This is a genomic window from Pseudoalteromonas sp. NSLLW218 (assembly GCF_015864775.1).
In the GTDB taxonomy this organism is placed as follows: Bacteria; Pseudomonadota; Gammaproteobacteria; order Enterobacterales; family Alteromonadaceae; genus Pseudoalteromonas.
This window is the reverse complement of record NZ_JADYWO010000005.1, coordinates 1-18,993: the sequence shown is the minus strand read 5'-3', so window position 1 is coordinate 18,993 and position 18,993 is coordinate 1. Positions and strand designations below refer to the sequence as shown.

Annotated in this window: 14 protein-coding genes and 2 rRNA genes; 6 read left to right on the top strand and 10 right to left on the bottom strand. The window is 39.8% G+C overall.

All coding sequences use genetic code 11. From position 1 onward, the window contains the following. Positions 1-37 precede the first annotated feature (37 nt). Positions 38-1,555 (top strand): capsule assembly Wzi family protein, encoded by a 1,518-nt coding sequence (locus I6E80_RS08560; RefSeq protein ID WP_080668962.1) that lies wholly within the window; start codon positions 38-40, stop codon positions 1,553-1,555. A gap of 257 nt (positions 1,556-1,812) precedes the next feature. Here I6E80_RS08560 and hldE read toward each other — a convergent pair whose 3' ends face one another. After that, positions 1,813-3,252 (bottom strand): bifunctional D-glycero-beta-D-manno-heptose-7-phosphate kinase/D-glycero-beta-D-manno-heptose 1-phosphate adenylyltransferase HldE, encoded by a 1,440-nt coding sequence (gene hldE / locus I6E80_RS08555; RefSeq protein WP_024598956.1) that lies wholly within the window; start codon positions 3,250-3,252, stop codon positions 1,813-1,815. After that, positions 3,252-3,842 carry an SIS domain-containing protein gene (locus tag I6E80_RS08550; protein ID WP_002961065.1) on the bottom strand — a complete coding sequence of 197 codons (591 nt, stop codon included), beginning with the start codon at positions 3,840-3,842 and terminating at the stop codon, positions 3,252-3,254. Before I6E80_RS08550 ends, hldE begins: the two co-directional genes overlap by 1 nt. Positions 3,843-4,024: 182 nt before the next feature. On the opposite strand from I6E80_RS08550, the gene waaA reads away from it, so the two are divergent. Both waaA and I6E80_RS08540 read left to right on the top strand, forming a co-directional pair. Further along, entirely contained in the window at positions 4,025-5,323 is a 1,299-nt protein-coding gene (gene waaA / locus I6E80_RS08545) for a lipid IV(A) 3-deoxy-D-manno-octulosonic acid transferase (protein ID WP_197185344.1), read from the top strand. Then, positions 5,320-5,868 carry a DUF1415 domain-containing protein gene (locus I6E80_RS08540; RefSeq protein ID WP_197185343.1) on the top strand — a complete coding sequence of 183 codons (549 nt, stop codon included), beginning with the start codon at positions 5,320-5,322 and terminating at the stop codon, positions 5,866-5,868. The genes waaA and I6E80_RS08540 overlap by 4 nt, the downstream gene beginning before the upstream one ends. Positions 5,869-5,930: 62 nt before the next feature. Here the strand turns inward: I6E80_RS08540 and I6E80_RS08535 are convergent, their stop codons facing one another. The 4 genes from I6E80_RS08535 to purL all read right to left on the bottom strand — a co-directional run bounded on the left by I6E80_RS08535 (position 5,931) and on the right by purL (position 12,942). Next, positions 5,931-6,260, bottom strand: coding sequence for a YdbL family protein (locus I6E80_RS08535; protein WP_002961068.1), 330 nt, complete (start codon positions 6,258-6,260; stop codon positions 5,931-5,933). An 11-nt stretch (positions 6,261-6,271) separates the two neighbouring features. Next, a complete protein-coding gene (locus I6E80_RS08530; protein ID WP_024591450.1) occupies positions 6,272-6,469 on the bottom strand; it encodes a YnbE family lipoprotein in 198 nt (65 codons plus the stop codon). A 2-nt stretch (positions 6,470-6,471) separates the two neighbouring features. Beyond that, positions 6,472-8,922 carry a YdbH domain-containing protein gene (locus I6E80_RS08525; RefSeq protein WP_197185342.1) on the bottom strand — a complete coding sequence of 817 codons (2,451 nt, stop codon included), beginning with the start codon at positions 8,920-8,922 and terminating at the stop codon, positions 6,472-6,474. A 129-nt stretch (positions 8,923-9,051) separates the two neighbouring features. After that, entirely contained in the window at positions 9,052-12,942 is a 3,891-nt protein-coding gene (purL, locus tag I6E80_RS08520; protein ID WP_197185341.1) for a phosphoribosylformylglycinamidine synthase, read from the bottom strand. Positions 12,943-13,153: 211 nt separating this feature from the next. On the opposite strand from purL, the gene mltF reads away from it, so the two are divergent. Together mltF and I6E80_RS08510 are read left to right on the top strand one after the other, a co-directional pair. Continuing rightward, positions 13,154-14,662: a membrane-bound lytic murein transglycosylase MltF gene (mltF, locus tag I6E80_RS08515; protein ID WP_024598961.1), complete on the top strand. Its 1,509-nt coding sequence runs from the start codon at positions 13,154-13,156 to the stop codon at positions 14,660-14,662. Between the two features lie 164 nt (positions 14,663-14,826). After that, positions 14,827-14,994, top strand: coding sequence for a hypothetical protein (locus tag I6E80_RS08510; protein WP_170071949.1), 168 nt, complete (start codon positions 14,827-14,829; stop codon positions 14,992-14,994). Here the strand turns inward: I6E80_RS08510 and tadA are convergent. Further along, the gene (gene tadA / locus I6E80_RS08505) at positions 14,991-15,512 is read right to left on the bottom strand and encodes a tRNA adenosine(34) deaminase TadA (RefSeq protein ID WP_197185340.1); all 522 of its coding nucleotides are present in this window, start codon (positions 15,510-15,512) and stop codon (positions 14,991-14,993) included. The genes I6E80_RS08510 and tadA overlap by 4 nt on opposite strands. A 178-nt stretch (positions 15,513-15,690) precedes the next feature. On the opposite strand from tadA, the gene I6E80_RS08500 reads away from it, so the two are divergent. Beyond that, positions 15,691-16,995, top strand: coding sequence for an inosine/guanosine kinase (locus tag I6E80_RS08500; protein WP_170071947.1), 1,305 nt, complete (start codon positions 15,691-15,693; stop codon positions 16,993-16,995). A 37-nt stretch (positions 16,996-17,032) separates the two neighbouring features. Here I6E80_RS08500 and glsB read toward each other — a convergent pair whose 3' ends face one another. From glsB to rrf (I6E80_RS08485), 3 genes are all read right to left on the bottom strand, one after another. Continuing rightward, the gene (glsB, locus tag I6E80_RS08495) at positions 17,033-17,956 is read right to left on the bottom strand and encodes a glutaminase B (protein WP_197185339.1); all 924 of its coding nucleotides are present in this window, start codon (positions 17,954-17,956) and stop codon (positions 17,033-17,035) included. A 539-nt stretch (positions 17,957-18,495) separates the two neighbouring features. Next, positions 18,496-18,610, bottom strand: a 5S ribosomal RNA gene (gene rrf, locus I6E80_RS08490). 62 nt (positions 18,611-18,672) lie between these two features. Continuing rightward, positions 18,673-18,787 (bottom strand): 5S ribosomal RNA (gene rrf, locus I6E80_RS08485). Positions 18,788-18,993: the final 206 nt, after the last annotated feature.

Sequence of the window (18,993 nt, the reverse complement as noted above, 5' to 3'; positions counted from 1 at the left end):
AAACAGAATTTTTCTACTTTCTACTCTTTTTTGCGCTATGAGCGCATCAGTTAATGCTGAGCCATGGGTAAAACCCGATGATTATGGTTTAAGAGCTGATATTCAACAATTAGCTGATGCCGGTGTTATTTTAGCTCCTGTAACTACCTATCCGCTTATGTGGAAAAGTTTTATAAGCGATGTGGAAAGCATGCCGCTGGAGCAATTATCTCCAAGCTTACAAGATGCTTTACTTCGCGTTAAACATCGATATAAATCAGAAAATAGTAGCTCACATAGTCTTCAATTATCAGCTTTTGCAGCCACAGATCCAATCATAGCAACAAGCTTTGGTGCAACAAATACTCAAGAAACAGAGCTTTCAGCAGCTTACGCTTATTTAGGTGATAACTTTGCAGCTAAAGTAGCTATAAATTATAGAAAAGACGGTAAAAAATGTTTAGTTGATGGAAAAACGACTGACGATATAGTTACCGATGAGCAAGCTTTAACCGATTGTAATGATACCTCACTTGACGATAGTTACTTAGCTTACCGTTTAGGTAATTGGATTTTTAGAGCCGGTGCTGTTGAACAATTTTGGGGACCTGGTGTTGATAACAGCTTAATTATGTCTGGTAATGCGAAACCTTTACCTGCACTAAGTATTACTAGAGAGAAAAGTACCGCTTTCGAGACGCCATGGTTAAGCTGGATTGGTCAATGGAGCTTTACCGCACAAATGGCTAAACTTGAGTCTACACGTGTTATTCCTGATGCTTTACTGTGGAGTACTCGTGTCAATTTTCGCCCTATTCAGCAGTTAGAAATTGCACTTAGCTGGTCTGCACAATGGGCTGGTGACGGACAACCGAGCTCTGCGGGTGATTTTATTGATGTTATTACTGGCCAAACAACTTGCACAGATGGTAATGACAGCTGTGACAGTCAATTTGAGTCAAAAATAGGTAATCAACTGGCTGGTATTGATATCCGCTGGTCTGATACCTTGTTAACACACCCATATGCAATCTACATTAGCACTATAGGTGAAGACGCAAGCTCTCAATTTAAGCCTTCCGACAGAGCATATCTTTTTGGTATTCAAACAACACAACGCATATACGCTCAGAACATATTAGTAAATGTTGAATATATAGATACTGGTGTTTCATGCCAAGCTGAATCAAAAGTTGAAAATTGTTACTATGAGCATGATGACAAGTTATCGGCTTATAGATCAGGCTACCGATACCATGGTCGTACAATTGGCTCAACCTACGATAACGATGCACAATCAGTCGTTTTAACTCTGCTAGGTCAGTTATCTAGTGGAAACGATTGGCAGGTAAAATTACGTAGTGTTGATTACAACAGCGATAACAGGGACCTTTACCCTAACAACCTAGATTTAGGCAATTCTATTACTAAAACAGGGTTTAACTCTAAGCAATTAGAACTGCGTTACAGAATGCTTTCTATGGGTGGGCGAGTTACTTTAGGTGCTTTTGCATCTAACAACGACGGTGCTGAAAACGATACTTCAGCATTTGCTAAGTACGAATATAACTTTTAATACGTTACTTTAATAAAGTAACGTATTAAAAGTAAGAAAAGGATGAAAACAGTGTTTTCATCCTTTTTTGTATTTTTTAAGCAAACTAAATAATACCAATCTACTTATATATGGGGTCTATTTAACGTTAAGAAAATCACGCTAGAACTAGGCAAAAATTTTTGTATCTAGTTGTTCTAAATAAAAAATTTAACGACGTTGTAGTGCAATTTAATTCGTTAAATTGATCAAAGATTTATGCGGGTTGGTATAAGTAATTACTGTTTAATTTTACTAATTACTTTTGATGTTGAGCACCCATCTAAAAATTCAAGCACTTCAACTTTTCCACCATGGCGAAGCACATGCTCAGCACCCGCTATTTGCTCTACGGTGTAGTCGCCGCCTTTAACTAAAATATCAGGGCTTATTTGCTCAATTAATTTAGCGGGAGTATCGTTTTCATCTAAGCTACCAAACGGAATAACCCAATCAACTGATGAAAGTGCACTAAGTACCATTGCACGCTCATCTAGAGGGTTAATAGGACGATCTGCCCCTTTTAAACGCGTAATAGATTCATCATTATTTAATCCAACAACGAGTCTATCGCCTCGTGCTTTAGCTTGTGCTAAATAACGCACATGCCCAGCATGTAAAATATCAAAGCAGCCATTGGTAAATACAATGGTTTCGCCGTTTTGTTTTGCAAATTCAATATGCTGAAGTACATCATCAAATGGTGTTTGGTAATGCTCACCGGTAGTATGTAAATACTGACCTAGCTTGCGGCTTAGCTCTTCTGGAGAGACAGTTGCTGCACCAAATTTACTAACCGCTATACCAGCAGCTAAATTAGCAACTTCTACAGCATCTTTAGGTTCCATACCTGCGCCAAGCATAACCGCGAGTGTAGCTATAACCGTATCACCCGCGCCAGTTACATCGCTTACTTCAAGTTCTTGCGCTGCAAAATCAAACTTTTCATCTGCATTAATCAGCGACATACCTTGCTCAGAACGCGTAAGTAACATGGCTTTAATGCCATTTTTGCTAATTAAATCACGTGCACTTGCTGCTAAAGCTTCTTCTGAATCGGTTTGACCACCTGCTAACTTAAACTCATGTAAATTAGGCGTAATGTAATCAGCACCTTCATATAAATGTAAATCTGGCGATTTAGGGTCAATTAAAACCGTCTTTCCGGCGCCCTTAGCAAGGCTTACCATTTCTTTAATTAAGCTTAAAGATCCTTTGCTATAATCAGAGAACACAATAAAGTCGTATTCATCTAGTACAAGCTCTAAGCGGTTTAGTAGTAATTGACTATGTTGCTCAGTAAACGTTTCTTCTAAATCAAGGCGAACTAGTTGCTGATGGCGACTAATAACGCGCATTTTAGAAATAGTCGGTAAATCACATACACTAACTAACTGTGAGCTTATTTTTTCACCTTTTAAAATGGTCTCTAAAATCTGCCCGCTTTCGTCTTCGCCAATTAAGCCCAGTAAGCCGACTTTTGCATCTAACCGTGCTATATTTTTTGCAACATTAGCTGCACCGCCCGCTTTGTCTTCAAATTTACTTACTTTAACAACAGGTACTGGCGCTTCTGGCGAAATACGCCCTGTGTCGCCATACCAATAACGGTCTAGCATTACGTCGCCAACAACTAATATACGTGCTGCCGATAAGTTTTTTAATAACGATAAATCCATTACTGCTGCTCCGCAACAACCATATCCATGGCTTCACATAACCAGTGACCTATAAACATGTGAGCTTCTTGAATACGTGCTGTTTCGTCATTTTTTATAATAATAGGTAACTTAGCAATATCTTTTACTTTGCCGCCATCACGCCCTGTTAAAGCGACTGTAAAAGCACCTAGTTTATTTGCGGCTTCTAATGCTAAATTAATATTGTTGCTAGTACCTGATGTAGTTAAACCAATTACTAAGTCTTCTGGTTTACACAGCGCTTGAACTTGACGTTCAAACACCGTATCAAAGTGATAATCGTTGCTGTGTGCTGTTAAAATTGATGTGTCGGTGGTCAATGCCATAGAGGCAAGCGGACCACGTTCTAATTTGTAACGCACTACAAATTCTGCTGCTAAATGCTGCGCATCGGCTGCACTACCGCCGTTACCAAACCAAACAATCTTGCCACCAGCTTGTAATGCACTGTGGCATGCTTCCAACAGTTGCATAGATTCTTGATGATAAGCTTCCATCGTTTCAAATAATGCTTGATGACGGTTTAATGTTTCAACGTAGCTAGTTGCCACTGAATCGATAATTGACATGAAAAATTCCTCTAGGAACTGAAATAGCAGGGAAAAATTAAATCCATTATTCCATAATTTTATTTAATTGTGTTCATTTTATCGGGTTATAACTGAACCCTGGCCATATTTTATTGCGAGTATGTTTAGAAAACGACTATTTCACGGTAAACTAACGCCACTTCCCTTTAAGAAAGATCAGTATGGCACGCATTTTTTACTCCCTTGCATTAATTTTTATCAGCCCACTGATTGTATTTTACCTTTATGTTTTACGAGGTAAAAAAAACCAAGGCTATCGTGCACACTTTAAAGAGCGCTTTGGGTTTGTCAGTAAGTCTTTATTTACGACCAAAACCAAACCTTTAGTTTTTCATTGTGCTTCTGTTGGTGAGGTACTTGCCGCAACGCCACTTATTAAAGCTCTGCAAAAAGCGCATCCAAATTTAAATATACTTATAACCTGTAATACTCCAACAGGCAGAGAGCAAATACTTAACCAGTTTAAAAATACTGTGGCGTGTAGCTACTTACCAATCGATTTTCCGTTTGCGACAGCCCGATTTTTAAAGCGTATAAAGCCACAAGTATTATGTATTTTAGAAACAGAGCTATGGCCAAATTTAATGGCGATAAGTCACAAAAAAAATATACCGGTACTTGTCATCAATGCAAGACTCTCTGAAAAGTCGCAGCAGGGCTATCAAAAGGTCGCTAAATTAACGCATATTATTATGCGCTCAATTACAGCACTTGCGAGTCATAACAAGGCCGATTCGGAGCGTTTTATAGAGCTTGGTCTTGAAACTTCAAAAAGCCATGTAACAGGTTCAATTAAATTTGATATAACACCAAGTGAAGAGCAATTAGCTGAAGTACTCAACCTTAAACAGCTTTATAACAGTAATGAAGACAATAACGATGAACGCTTTTTATGGGTAGCAGGCTCAACACATCCTTTAGAGCATGAGTTAGTATTGGCGGCTCACCAACAGCTACTAAAAAAGCAACCTAATGCATTACTTATAATTGCACCGCGCCATCCAGAGCAGTTTGATAAAGTGGCAGAGCTTTTAACGCAAAGCCCACTTAGTTTTAGCCGTCGTAGTCAAAATAGCTATAGCAATGAGCAAGTCCTCCTTGCTGATACGCTTGGTGAACTACAGTGTTTGTATGGCGCTGCAAATATCAGCTTTATTGGCGGCAGCTTAATACGTAGAGGTGGGCATAACCCACTGGAATCAGCTGCATTTTCAGTAGGCGTAATAACAGGTCCACACACATATAATTTTGATCATGTTTATCCCGAGCTTATAAAGCTTAAAGGCGCTGTAGTGGTTGATAACAACGACGAACTGGCAAAACAGCTTATAACGTTTAGCCAAAACACAAAAGCATGCCAAACCTTAGGCATTAAAGCTGCTCAATGCGTTGCTAAAAACCAAGGTGCAATACAAAAAACACTTACCATTATTAACCAATATTTAGAGCCAAAACCGTGACCAACATAGCTATAAGCCAAACCCGCGAATGGGTGTCATCTGTTATTGTTAAATATAACTTTTGCCCGTTTGCACGCAAAGAAGTAGAAAATAACTGTATTCATTACATCGTAAGTCCAGCAGCTAGTATGGATGATGCTGTAATGGATATGCTTGAGCAATGTGTTGAGCTTGACCGTGAACCAGAGCGCGAAACAACCCTTATCATGTTTGACAACGGCTTCAGTGACTTTGAAGACTTTTTAGACTTGGTCGATTTAGCTAATGCACTTTTAGTCGCGCAAGGCTTTGAAGGTAAGTATCAAATCGCTAATTTTCATCCTGACTACGTATTTGCCGACAGTGATGAAACTGATGCTGCAAACTACACAAATAGAGCGCCTTTTCCTACTCTGCATTTAATTCGCGAAGTAAGTATGAGTGAAGCGCTTGATAGTTACAACGAGCCCGAGTCGATTCCAGAGCATAATATAAACCTAGCAAGGCGTAAGGGGATTGATTTTTGGCAGCAGTTACTCGAAGGCTGTAAAAAACCGAGCGCTTAAAGCGCTCGGTTTTATTCTTGATTTTATTCTTAGCCTTAGCAAAATAAAGCTAGCTGGGATCGCTATTTTTTAACCCAGTTACCATTTACTTCAACGTAATGACCACTTTGGGTTTTTTCAATTGTTTTAGCGGCAGCAAGCGCTTCAACTTGTGAAAGCGACAAGTTATTCTTTTTAGCGAGCTTTAAGTACTGCGCTTTACGCTTTGCATTAATGTCATCAACAACGGCTTTTGCCTCTGCGTTTTGTACAACAAGTCCTAAATAACCAGAGCTATCTTCACCTACTAAACCTTGGTTTTTAGCGTCATCAAGGCTAATAGCCCACGCAGAGAACGACATACATACTGCACTAACTAACGTAATAATATTTAATTTTTTCTTCGTATTCATGTTTTAGCTCCTTAAAATAACTCACTGTCGTCACTAAATAAGCTGTCGAGTTCTTTATCTACTTTTACGCGAATTTCGTGGTCGACCTTCACATTTAAATTAATCGTAATGGGCTCTTTAGCAGATACCTCAACTCGGTGCGTGCAGGCACTTAGTGCACTAATAACACCTAGCCCGAGCAGTACTTTTATCAATAACGACTGTCTCATTATTAGTTTCCTTTTTGTGAGTATTGTTGCTCAACTTTCTGTGTAATTTCGTCACTTAAACGCAGTGCGCGTAAAAGTGTAAATACGTTTTCTTCGTGGTTATAATTAAAGTTAACCTGCTGCTGCTCTGCTTTATTATAGCCTTGTAAATTAACCTCAAGCTTTAACCAGCCATCGTTTTTTAATGCCACACTGCTATTAAGTTTTTGAATATCTAAATTAGTTAATAGCCCTAATACAGGTTGCAACTCTTGCTGTTGCTGCATTACTGAATCAAACGCTGCATTATTGGTAATTTTTAAATTACCGGTGCCTTGGCTAAATAAACTACCGTCAATTATTTCAATTTTTCCACTATCAAAATGGACAGGTAAAGATCCCGCCAAGCGCCCTGTTAATACAATGCCCGACTTATCATCGAGTGTAACGAGTTTACTTGCATCAATGTTTTCAAACTTAACATTGGCAACTTGGTTTGGCTTCCCTACTGTGTAGGTATCTAGAGAAAACTCGCCACCAAACACACTTCCTTTTACATCATTTATAAGCGCGGTATTGTTATTCACTTGCCACTGCCCTTCAATCGCTTTAACTATGGCACCAGCTCTAAATTCATTTAAACTAAAGGTAGTTGGTTTTACATTAAGCTTACCTGAATTATATTCCCCGCTAAATGCACTATTTAAATCATTTGCAAGGTAGTTGTTATACAGTGCACTTGCGTGACTTACATCCATATTGAACGATGCATTTTGCAAGTTTACATCGCCACTAATATAGCCATTAAATTCGCCCTTAGTTAGCTGCGCAAGTGGCTCAAATTGATTAATAAAAGTATTTAATGGCAGTACACTTTGCTCAGGAATAATCACTTCAAACGGATGAGCTTGCGACGATACATGATGATTTACCACTAACTCAACATCGTTTACAAATACATGATGCGTGGCTTTTAGTGCACGGCTTTGCAAGCCTGTAGACTCTACTTTTATATTATTAAGTTTTATGTCGGGGCTATTAACAGCTTTTATATTCGTTTTTGCTGTTAGCTCGGTAAATAACTCGCCCACGCCTAAATTAGCGTTTGCTGTTAATGTGTTACTTATATCCGTTGCTTTAAATTCTTTATATTCCGCGTTTCTTAATTGATGAGTTAATGTTACTTCTGCATTTAACTGCTTATCCATTTTTGCAGTTAAATCACCTTGGTATTGCACTGCGCTTATATCAAACGCATCTACACTTTTAAGCGTTAATTTAGCATTTATAAGCCCAACTGGTTTTGAGCCTATAAACTCACTTAAATCAAAGTAACCACTAAGGCTAAGCCCATTCGCCGTTGCAGGAACAAATTCAGGCAAGCTTTCAAGCGCAACCGCGTAATCGCCTTTAATTGCAGTGCCCACTAACTGAGCATTAACGCTGAAATTATTTATATCGGGTGTGCTTATTCTCGCTGATAAATTTGTCTGTAAGTTTTCAAGTGGCGATTTAATATTAAGTGCTGTATCGGTTATTAAAATATTGAATTGCTTATCGCCTTCACTCACCAAATTAATTGCAGGTACATTCAGGTCGCTCCCCTCTAATCGAATTGATTGAGGAAGTTTAAGTTGCCAATCTAAAGGAACTTGATTGCTCACAAAACCTGCGTATTCACTCGGTGGAATTAACTCGGTACAGCTTGATGTTAAAGTAATATTGTTATTAAGCAGGTCAGTATTAAGCATTAACACTTGGCTATTTAAATTAAAATGAGTTACCAATTTGCCTGTCGTTAATACGTTAAACTGGCATTGCTCAAAAGTATGAGCAAACTGGGAACTGATATCGCCATTTAACTCAAGATCTATACCGTCAAAGCGAAACGCTTGCTGGGTATTAAAGTTAACATCTGCAATTAATGTATTTTTAGTGTTTATAACTTGCTTTAAAAAAGTGTCATTAATTAAAAACTGACCACTTACTTTATTAGCAGCCAAAATTGCACTCGCGTTTATATCACCCGTAACATTAAATTTATTTAGCCCGGGTTCTAATATACTTATTTTTAATGGCTTATTGAGTTCATCACTTTTTACTACAAGCTGTTTAATGCTAATTAATGGGCGATTTAAGGGAAGCGCTAAATCGAGATTTTTAGCAAGTTGATTAGCATCATCACTTTTAGGCAGTGGTTTAACCATTAACACTGCATTTTTAATATCTATACGCTTTGTATTTACAGTAATATTCGTCAGTTGTAACTGTTGATTTTGATAATTTACACACACTTTATCAGCATGAATATTTAGCTCAGACGTAATTGAAAAATCAAGGCAGTTTAATGTGACACCCGCTTTTTTAAGCTCAGGCGCTATAGCCCACTGTAATAAAGGTAAACGAAATACATAACCAAGCAGCAAGATGCTTAGCAATACAGCTCCAACAATTAAACCAACTCGCTTAAACATACTATCCTTAAATGCTTTGTGCTTTTAACTAAAACTATACTGATTCAGGAATCAAAAAAGGCTGCACAATGCAGCCTTTTTTATTTTACAGTAAGATTATGAATCTAACTTGTATAAACGCAAATGTAATTAACCTACATTTTTACGTGCGTTACGGAACATACGCATCCACGGGCTATCCTCGATCCACTCATCTGGGTGCCAAGAGTTGGCAACGCTTCTGAATACACGTTCTGGATGCGGCATCATTACAGTGGCGCGACCATCAGTTGACGTAATGCCTGTAATCCCTTCTGGAGAACCATTAGGGTTAGCTGGGTACTGCGTTGTAGGGTTACCGTAGTTATCTACAAACTTAACCGCTACAGTGCCGCTATTAAGCGCCGCTTTAGTGGCTCCATCGTTTGCAAACTCAGTATGACCTTCTCCATGAGAAACAGCGATTGGCATACGCGATCCAGCCATTCCGTTAAAGAATACAGACGGATTCTCTTGTATTTCTACTAAACTAAAGCGTGCTTCAAAACGCTCTGATTTATTAGTTACAAAACGCGGCCAATGTTCAGTTCCAGGGATCAACTCTTTTAATGTTGATAACATTTGGCAACCGTTACATACACCTAAGCTAAAGGTATCTTCACGGTGGAAGAAGTTTTGGAACTGATCGCGTGCCATGTCGTTAAACAAAATAGACTTAGCCCAACCTTCACCCGCACCAAGTACGTCACCGTATGAGAAACCACCACATGCCACTAAACCTTTGAATTGCTCTAGTGTTAAACGTCCTTCTAAAATGTCGCTCATGTGTACATCAACAGCTGCAAAACCTGCACGGTTAAACGCTGCCGCCATTTCTAAATGAGAGTTAACACCTTGCTCACGTAAAATAGCCATTTGCGGTTTAGCACCGGTTGCAATATATGGCGCTGCTATGTCTTCGTTTAAATCAAAGTTAAGTTTTACATTTAAGCCTGGATCTTTCGCATCAAATTTAGCATCAAACTCTTGCTTAGCACATTCAGGGTTATCACGGCGTGCTTGCATTTGATACGTTGTTTCAGCCCAAATAGTACGAAGCTCAGTACGCGTATGATTAAGTACCGTATTTTCGCCACGGTTAAATATAATCGTATCATCGCTATTAAGCGTGCCAATGTTGTGGCTAATTGCTGCTATACCATGTTGTTCAAACACCGCATTTACTGCATCTAAATCAGCATTTGCAACTTGAATTACGGCACCTAGCTCTTCGTTATAAAGCGCTTCAATGTCAGAGCCTGTTAAAACAGCTAAATCAACCGTTACACCGGTATGACCCGTAAACGCCATTTCAGCTACTGTGGTAAATAAACCACCGTCTGAGCGGTCATGATAAGCAAGTAACTTACTATCAGCCACAAGCGCTTGCATTGCGTTATAAAAGCCTTTTAATAACTCTGGGCTATCAACGTCAGGTGTTACATCACCCAATTGCTTATAAACTTGCGCAAGGCTTGATGCGCCCATGCGGTTTTTACCCGCACCTAAATCAACTAATATAAGCGATGTATCGCCTTTATCTGTGCGCAATTGTGGCGTTACTGTTTTACGTACGTCGTCAACACGACCAAACGCAGTTATAACCAGTGAAAGCGGCGATGTTACTGATTTCTCTTGTGAGTCACCTTCATCTTTCCATGTCGTTTTCATCGACATAGAATCTTTACCTACTGGAATCGTTAAACCAAGAGCGGGACAAAGCTCTTCGCCTACGGCTTTAACAGCTTCGTATAAACCAGCATCTTCACCTGGGTGACCCGCTGCTGCCATCCAGTTTGCCGATAACTTAATATTTTCAAGGCTACCGATGTTTGCACAGGCAATGTTAGTTAACGACTCAGCTACCGCTAAACGAGCCGATGCGCCGTAATTAAGTAACGCAGCCGGAGTACGCTCACCAAGTGACATAGCTTCACCGTGGTAAGTATCATACGTTGCTGCAGTTACTGCACAGTTAGCAACAGGTACTTGCCAAGGACCGACCATTTGATCGCGCGCGACTAAACCCGTAACAGATCGATCGCCGATTGTTATAAGGAATGTTTTTTCTGCAATGGCTGGTAAACGCATTAAGCGCTGCGCTGCATCTGCTGCATTTATTAATGTAGTATCAAGCGCTTTGCCAACAACTTGCTTTGACGTTACATCGCGGTGCATTTTAGGTGCTTTACCTAATAATACGTCCAGCGGTAAATCAACAGGGTTATTTTCAAAATGGCTGTCTGACACTGTTAAGTGAGGTTCAGCTGTTGCTTCACCAATAACAGCGTACTGGGCACGTTCACGCTTACAAATTGCTTCAAAGCGGTCAAAGTCTTCGATACCAACAGCGAGTACATAACGCTCTTGTGATTCATTACACCAAATTTCGTGTGGTGCCATGCCTGGTTCATCATTAGGGATGCTACGTAATTGGAACTTACCACCACGTCCGCCATCATTAACAAGCTCAGGAAACGCATTTGATAAACCGCCAGCACCTACATCGTGGATGAATGCAATTGGATTTTCGTCACCTAACTGCCAACATTTATCGATAACTTCTTGGCAACGACGTTCCATTTCTGGGTTTTCGCGCTGTACTGAAGCAAAATCTAAATCTTCGTTTGATTGACCTGAAGCCATACTTGATGCAGCACCACCGCCTAAACCAATGTTCATTGCAGGTCCACCTAGCGCAATTAATTTAGCGCCAACAGGAATATCGCCTTTTTGAACATGATCAGAGCGAATATTACCCAAACCACCGGCAAGCATAATTGGTTTATGATAACCACGTACTTCTTCGCCATTATGGCTTGTTACTTTTTCTTCGTAAGTACGGAAGTAGCCTAATAAGTTAGGACGACCAAACTCATTATTAAATGCAGCACCACCTAGTGGACCTTCTGTCATTATATCAAGCGCGTTAACAATGCGACTCGGCTTACCAAAATCGCTTTCCCATGGTTGCTCGTAACCTGGAATACGTAAGTTTGATACAGTAAAGCCAACTAAACCTGCTTTTGGCTTAGAGCCACGACCAGTTGCGCCTTCATCGCGAATCTCACCACCAGAGCCTGTAGCCGCACCAGAGAATGGCGCGATAGCTGTTGGGTGGTTATGCGTTTCAACTTTCATTAGTATTTCAATGTCTTCTTGATGATACGCATATTCACCTTGCGCATTTGGGAAGAAGCGACCCGCTTTTGAGCCTTTCATTACTGCCGCGTTATCTTTATACGCCGACAATACATTTTCAGGATTTAACTCAAACGTATTTTTAATCATTTTAAACAGCGATTTTGGCTGCTCTTTTCCATCGATTGTCCAGTCAGCATTAAATATTTTATGACGACAATGCTCTGAGTTTGCTTGTGCAAACATAAACAATTCGATGTCGTTAGGGTTACGCCCTAACTTTATAAAGTTTTCTACTAAGTAATCTATTTCGTCATCAGCAAGGGCAAAACCTTGCTCAACATTAGCTATTGCTAATGCTTCGCGGCCGCCACCTAAAATATCGACAGACGACATTTGGCGCGGTGCATCACTACGAAACAGTTGTGCAGCATCTTCAAGCTCACTATGCGTGGCTTCGGTCATACGGTCGTGTAATAACGCAATCACTTGTTCAAGTTGTTCTGCGTTTAAGTCACCTTCAACATAATAAGCAATACCGCGTTCAACACGGTGAACCTGTTTTAAACCACAGTTATGGGCAATATCGGTTGCTTTAGATGCCCAAGGTGAGATGGTACCTGGGCGAGGTGTAACAAGTACAAGTTTGCCAGCTGGGGTATGCTCGGCAATAGTTGGACCGTAAGTTAATAGTTTTTCAAGCTTGGTTTGCTCAGAGCTACTCAACGGCGATGTTAAATCGGCAAAGTGAGCATACTCGGCGTATACGTTAGTGACTGGAAGTTGCGATTGTTGGCAACGCGCTAAAATTTTATTAACTCTGAACTCTGACAGTGCTGGTGCACCACGAAGGATCAACATAGGTAATTTCATCCGGGGTTAGGGATTGAACGATATTTTAGGCACGCATTATAGTCCAATTAGCATTCAGATTTAACTCAAAATTACGCTTTTCATAAAATTAACTTTTTAGCTTTATTTATAGCCGCTTTTGGTTAATAAAATAAAAGGTAAAGTGACGCGATGGCTTAGTTTTGCTATAACGGTGGCTGGCGAGCTTAAGGGGCACTCAATGTTCAAAGAAAAACTAATAATAATCATTACTTTAGTTATGCTGTTATGTGCATGCGATATGCAAGAGCAGCCAACTCAACTCGCCCAAATAAAAGAACAGAATAAAATTCGTGTGGGCACCCTTGCGAGTGCTAGTAATTATTATCAAGCCGTTCAAGGTGAACAAGGCTTTGAATATGAGTTATCTCAAGCCTTCGCCGAATATTTAGGTGTAGAGCTTGAAATAGTCCCTTTCTTTAACTTATCTGACATGTTTGAACGCCTTGAAAAGGGGGATTTAGACTTAATAGCCTCAGGCCTTACCTATAATAAAACACGTGCAGAGCAATACCGCTATGGTCCGACTTACAGAACAATCAGTCAAAAATTAGTTTATAAGCAAGGGCGCGTTCGTCCTCGAGAGTTTGACGACTTAGACGGAAACTTTACCGTTATAGCCAAAAGTAGTCACTCGCTTACTTTACAAAAAATAAAGAAAAACAATCCTGATTTAACATGGACAGAAAGCGAAGAATTTGATGAGGAAGAACTTCTTCAAGCCGTTATTGATGGCGAGATAGATTATACCCTTGCCGATACACATACGCTTTCTTTATTTAGGCGCTACCATCCAAATTTAAGTATAGGATTTTCAGTTAGTCACAACGACTCAATTGCATGGATACTCAATAAATCAGATGACGACTCTTTATATGCGTTGTTGGTGCCATTTTTTGGTGACGTGAAGCAAAGTAACCAGCTCTACGTACTCGAAGAGAAATACTTTGGTCACGTGCGCCAATTTAATTATGTAAATACCCTTGCTTACATAGAAGCTATAAAAGAGACCTTACCAACATACCAACCATGGTTTGAACAATATGCAGGAAGCTTGGATTGGCGTTTATTAGCCGCACTCAGTTATCAAGAGTCGATGTGGAATCCACGAGCAAAATCACCTACTGGCGTGCGCGGTATCATGATGTTAACACGCAGTACAGCTAAGCAGGTGGGTGTAACAAATAGGCTGGAGCCGGAACAAAACATTCGTGGTGGCGCTAAATACTTAAGCAAGCTTATTAAACGTATTCCTGACCGTATCCCGCAACCCGACCGCACATGGCTTGCTCTTGCCGGATACAACGTAGGTTGGGGGCACGTTAATGATGCGCGTATAATTACCGAGCAACAAGGCGCAAGCCCAGACAAGTGGGCTGATGTAAAAAAACGCTTACCACTGCTAATTAAAAAACGCTATTACCGTAAGACTCGTTACGGTTATGCTCGCGGAGATGTGGCTGTAAAGTATGTTGATAACATACGCCGCTATTACGATGCACTTGTTTGGTTAGATGAAAATGATGCTATTGTTACAGAACCTGAGCCAGAACCAATTACAGAGCTGAGCACTGATACCAAGCCAAAGCTAAATGAAACAAGTGAAGTAAAAAGTGAAGCAAGTGAAGAGCAAACAGAAAAAAAACAACCTATAATTGAGCCTAAACAGTTGAGCGGAAATAATAACTAAGATTAATATAAGTACCCGTTTATTGAGCATGTAAGTAAACAAAATTTAAGTAAATTAAATATCTGTTTACTTGTCATCAAATGATCACTAATGTGTATTAATTATATATCATTATTTTATAAGATATACCCTGTGCCTTTCTCACTCTTGCATTAGGAGAACACATGCTAAAACGTAGACGTACACAAAAATTAAAACGCAATGTCATTTATTCAACAGCTACACGCCGTCGTATTATGTTACGTGGTTTACATAAGAAAATAATCTGGCGTCGCCGTATGTTTGCAATGCAACAAATGGAAGCACCAATACCAGAGCCGCTTGCAAATTAGCTTGAACAAGGCTTATTTGCTTGATCATCACGAGCAGCTTTCTTAGCTGCTTTAATTTGAGCTCTTCTACGTTTAAAAAAATCAGAAATAGTATCACCGCACTGTTGTGCCAAAACACCACCGCACACCTCAACTTGATGATTTAACTTAGGCTCTTGTAATAAATTCATAATTGAACCCGCAGACCCAGTTTTAGCATCGAGCGCACCAAATACTAAACGCTTTATTCTGCTATGCACTAACAATCCCGCACACATAGAACAAGGCTCTAACGTTACGTATAGAGTACAATCAATTAAGCGGTAATTGTTAAGGACTCTTCCAGCTTCTCGCACTGCAATCATTTCGGCATGGGCAGATGGGTCATTATCCGTTATTGAGCGGTTATACCCCACTGAAACTAGCTGGTTATCTTTAACTACAATTGCTCCAACCGGAATTTCATCAAGCAGCTCTGCTTGCTTTGCATACAAAAGCGCTTGTTCCATCCAGTAGGAATCATCAAATGGTTCGTTCATTATTTCTACTTAAATAACCTTTTATGCTGTAATTATACCTAGTTAGCACTCTAAAGTGCGTCATTCATTACTTTATTGCAAAAATAAAACACTATTTACCTGTTTGTAATGGCTCAGTAGTGCTGATTTACGTTATAATCGCACGCTTTTTTTATTTAGCTCACAACACGGGTAGCAAATGAAATTTCCTGGACGCCGCAGGCATAAACATTATTTTCCAGTGGAAGCCAAAGATCCACTTACCAATCAACTTAACGCAACAGAGCGATTACAACGTAGTTATATTACGGGTATCGATCAAATCGTTGTTGATATAGAGGCAAAAGTTGATCAAGCTTTCCTTGACGAATTTCAACTACGTAGAGGTATGTCGCAAGTTATTGATAGCGACATAACAAACGCCTTATACGATCGTTTAAAATTAAACGATATGGTTGATTTTGAGTTTGCAGGTGGAACCATTGGTAACACTATGCACAACTACTCTGTACTTGCAGATGATCGCTCAGTTTTATTAGGCGTAATGAGCGAAAATATAAAAATAGGTAGCTACGCTTACCGTTTTTTATGTAATACCTCAAGCCGTGTAGACTTAAACTATCTTCAACCAGTTGATGGGCCTATCGGTCGCTGTTTTACATTAATTGATGAAACTGGTGAGCGTACTTTTGCAATAAGCGCAGGCTTAATGAATCACTTACGTCCTGAGTCTATCGATAAAGACCTTATTGAAAATTCATCAGCGTTAGTGATCAGTGCCTACCTAATGCGCACTCAAGGTAGCGAAACAATGACTGAAGCCACCATGCAAGCGGTTAAATACGCTAATGATGCAGGTGTGCCAGTTGTGCTTACACTTGGTACAAAGTTCTTAATTGAACAAGACCCGACTTGGTGGGCAAACTTTGTTGAAAAGCATGTTGATATTCTTGCTATGAACGAAGAAGAAGGTTTAGCTATTACTGGTTTTGAAGACCCTCTCCTAGCTGCCGATAAAGCACTTGATTGGGTAGACTTAGTTATTTGCACCGCAGGCGAAAAAGGCTTGTTTATGGCAGGCTACGTTGACGAAAGCTTAAAGCGTGAAACTGAATACCCATTACTACCGGGCGCCATACCTGATTTTAACCGTTACGAATTTTCACGTGCTATGCGTAAAGATGAATGTGACGAGCCTATCAGAGCATATAGTCATACGGCCCCATTTATGGGTGGACCTGATTCAATCAAAAACACCAATGGTGCAGGCGATTGTGCACTTGCGGCTGTGCTTCATGATTTGTCAGCGAATGTTTACCATAAACTTAATGTGGCAAACTCAGCTAAACATCAGCAACAAGCTATTACTTACTCGTCACTATCGCAAATTAGTAAATATGCTAACCGAGCGAGCTATGAAGTATTAGTTCAGCATTCTCCTCGCCTATCTCGAGGCTTACCAGAACGCGAAGACTGCTTAGAACAAGTTTATTGGGAACAGTAAATAACGGTGGGAGCAATTATTGCTCCCTATCGATTTCCTAAAAAATAGAAATATCGAGCTTTTTAGATAGCAGTTCCAGCGCTGCAATTCCTGCAACCGAATTACCAAACGAATTAAGTCCCGGAGAATAAACAGCGACAGTAAACTTATTTGGTAACACAGCTAAAATAGTTCCAGACACTCCCGACTTACCAGGCATACCCACTCTGTAACCAAAATCACCCGCAGCATCATATAAACCACTTGTAAATAAAAGCGAATTTAGCTGCTTGTTTTGACGACTACTTAAAACACGATTACCCGATCGATTATCAACACCTTTATTAGCTAAAAAATTATAAGCTTTAGCTAATTCAATGCAATTAAGCTCTATAGAACAAAAATTAAAGTAAGACCATAAAACATCATCAACTTCATTTTCAAAATTACCAAACGACTTCATTAAATGTGCCATCGCGGCATTGCGATGCCTGAATTCATACTCAGAGTTAGCAACTTTTTTATCAATCACTATCCCTCTATTACCAGCTAACAACCTGAAGGTTTCGAGCATAGAATGCATTGGAGCGGATAAGCGGCTGTATAATGCATCACAGGTTACAATCGCACCCGCATTGATGAATGGGTTGCGAGGTATCCCCTTTTCAAACTCAAGCTGTGTAAGCGAGTTAAAAGCTGTACCTGAGGGTTCCTTTCCGACTCTATGCCAAAGTTCATCACCATAACGCTGTAGTGCCATAGTAAGTGTCATAACTTTAGAAACTGATTGAATAGTGAAGCGTTGAGAACAATCCCCTGCACACACAGTTTCACCATCAGTTGTATAAATAGCGATAGAAAATTGCTCCGGATTAACCTCGGCAAGCGCCGGAATATAATCAGCTACTTTCCCTTGTGCTAATAAAGGGCGTACTTCATATGCTATTTCATCAAGCACCTTTTGGTAATCAGCTGTAGGCAATCTAGACCTCTATATCGTCATTCATAAAAATTGAATTTTAGCACGCGAGAATAATCACACCTAGTTTTGTTGTCGAATTTAACGGTGAGATTTTACTAAATTTAAATAGAAAAAACCGTCATATTACTGTATCTGGTTTCTCTAAATTAAATATTGGTAATGTCGTAGCGCCTACAGCAGTGGAGAGTTGCAGTGCAAATGCTACACATCCATTGTCGAGCAGGGGTTTTATGTAATTTTAGCGTCGCGAGTTGCTACGCTCGCCCGATCTACGTGATGGGTGTTGCTGTGAGTGTGTTTTAATTGCGCGTTTTCACTTTTCTGCATACATAAAAAAAGCCGAATCGTTAAATTCGGACTCTATACAACGTGAAATCGGTACGCTACGCAGTAGGATGTCGTAGTGCCACAGCAGTGGAGAGTCACAGTGAAAATGCTAAAATCTCACTAACCGTGTCTTATCTAAGTGTGCAGAGTTCTACTAATTTCAAAAAACAAAAAACCCGTTACATTGCTGTAACGGGTTTCTCTTAATTAAATCCTGGTAATGTCCTACTTTCACATAGCAAATGCTACACTATCATCGGCGCTGTTTCGTTTCACTACTGAGTTCGGCATGGGATCAGGTGGGTCCAAAACGCTATTGTCACCAAGAAAATTCTTTTCAATTTTCTTATTTTAATTATTAAGCTTAAAGTCCTTCGACTTAATTTGAAGCCTGGTAATGTCCTACTTTCACATAGCAAATGCTACACTATCATCGGCGCTGTTTCGTTTCACTACTGAGTTCGGCATGGAATCAGGTGGGTCCAAAACGCTATTGTCACCAAGCAAATTTGGGCGTTAATACGTATTTCTACGTACTAACTGAATTTGGAAAATATCTGATAATATTTTTTAAGTCTTTCTTAAGTAATATCTACTTTAGTTATATTAACTTCTTCGCTTGTTTCACTATCACATAAAACGCGTTTGGCGTTGTATGGTTAAGCCTCACGGGTAATTAGTACAAGTTAGCTTAATGGCTCACACCACTT

Coding starts and splice junctions, on each gene's coding strand:
- tadA (WP_197185340.1), bottom strand. CDS start 15,512: ATGAACGAACCATTTGATGATTCCTACTGGATGGAACAAGCGCTTTTG.
- purL (WP_197185341.1), bottom strand. CDS start 12,942: ATGTTGATCCTTCGTGGTGCACCAGCACTGTCAGAGTTCAGAGTTAAT.
- I6E80_RS08500 (WP_170071947.1), top strand. CDS start 15,691: ATGAAATTTCCTGGACGCCGCAGGCATAAACATTATTTTCCAGTGGAA.
- waaA (WP_197185344.1), top strand. CDS start 4,025: ATGGCACGCATTTTTTACTCCCTTGCATTAATTTTTATCAGCCCACTG.
- mltF (WP_024598961.1), top strand. CDS start 13,154: ATGTTCAAAGAAAAACTAATAATAATCATTACTTTAGTTATGCTGTTA.
- hldE (WP_024598956.1), bottom strand. CDS start 3,252: ATGGATTTATCGTTATTAAAAAACTTATCGGCAGCACGTATATTAGTT.
- I6E80_RS08510 (WP_170071949.1), top strand. CDS start 14,827: ATGCTAAAACGTAGACGTACACAAAAATTAAAACGCAATGTCATTTAT.
- I6E80_RS08525 (WP_197185342.1), bottom strand. CDS start 8,922: ATGTTTAAGCGAGTTGGTTTAATTGTTGGAGCTGTATTGCTAAGCATC.
- I6E80_RS08535 (WP_002961068.1), bottom strand. CDS start 6,260: ATGAATACGAAGAAAAAATTAAATATTATTACGTTAGTTAGTGCAGTA.
- I6E80_RS08560 (WP_080668962.1), top strand. CDS start 38: ATGAGCGCATCAGTTAATGCTGAGCCATGGGTAAAACCCGATGATTAT.
- I6E80_RS08550 (WP_002961065.1), bottom strand. CDS start 3,842: ATGTCAATTATCGATTCAGTGGCAACTAGCTACGTTGAAACATTAAAC.
- I6E80_RS08530 (WP_024591450.1), bottom strand. CDS start 6,469: ATGAGACAGTCGTTATTGATAAAAGTACTGCTCGGGCTAGGTGTTATT.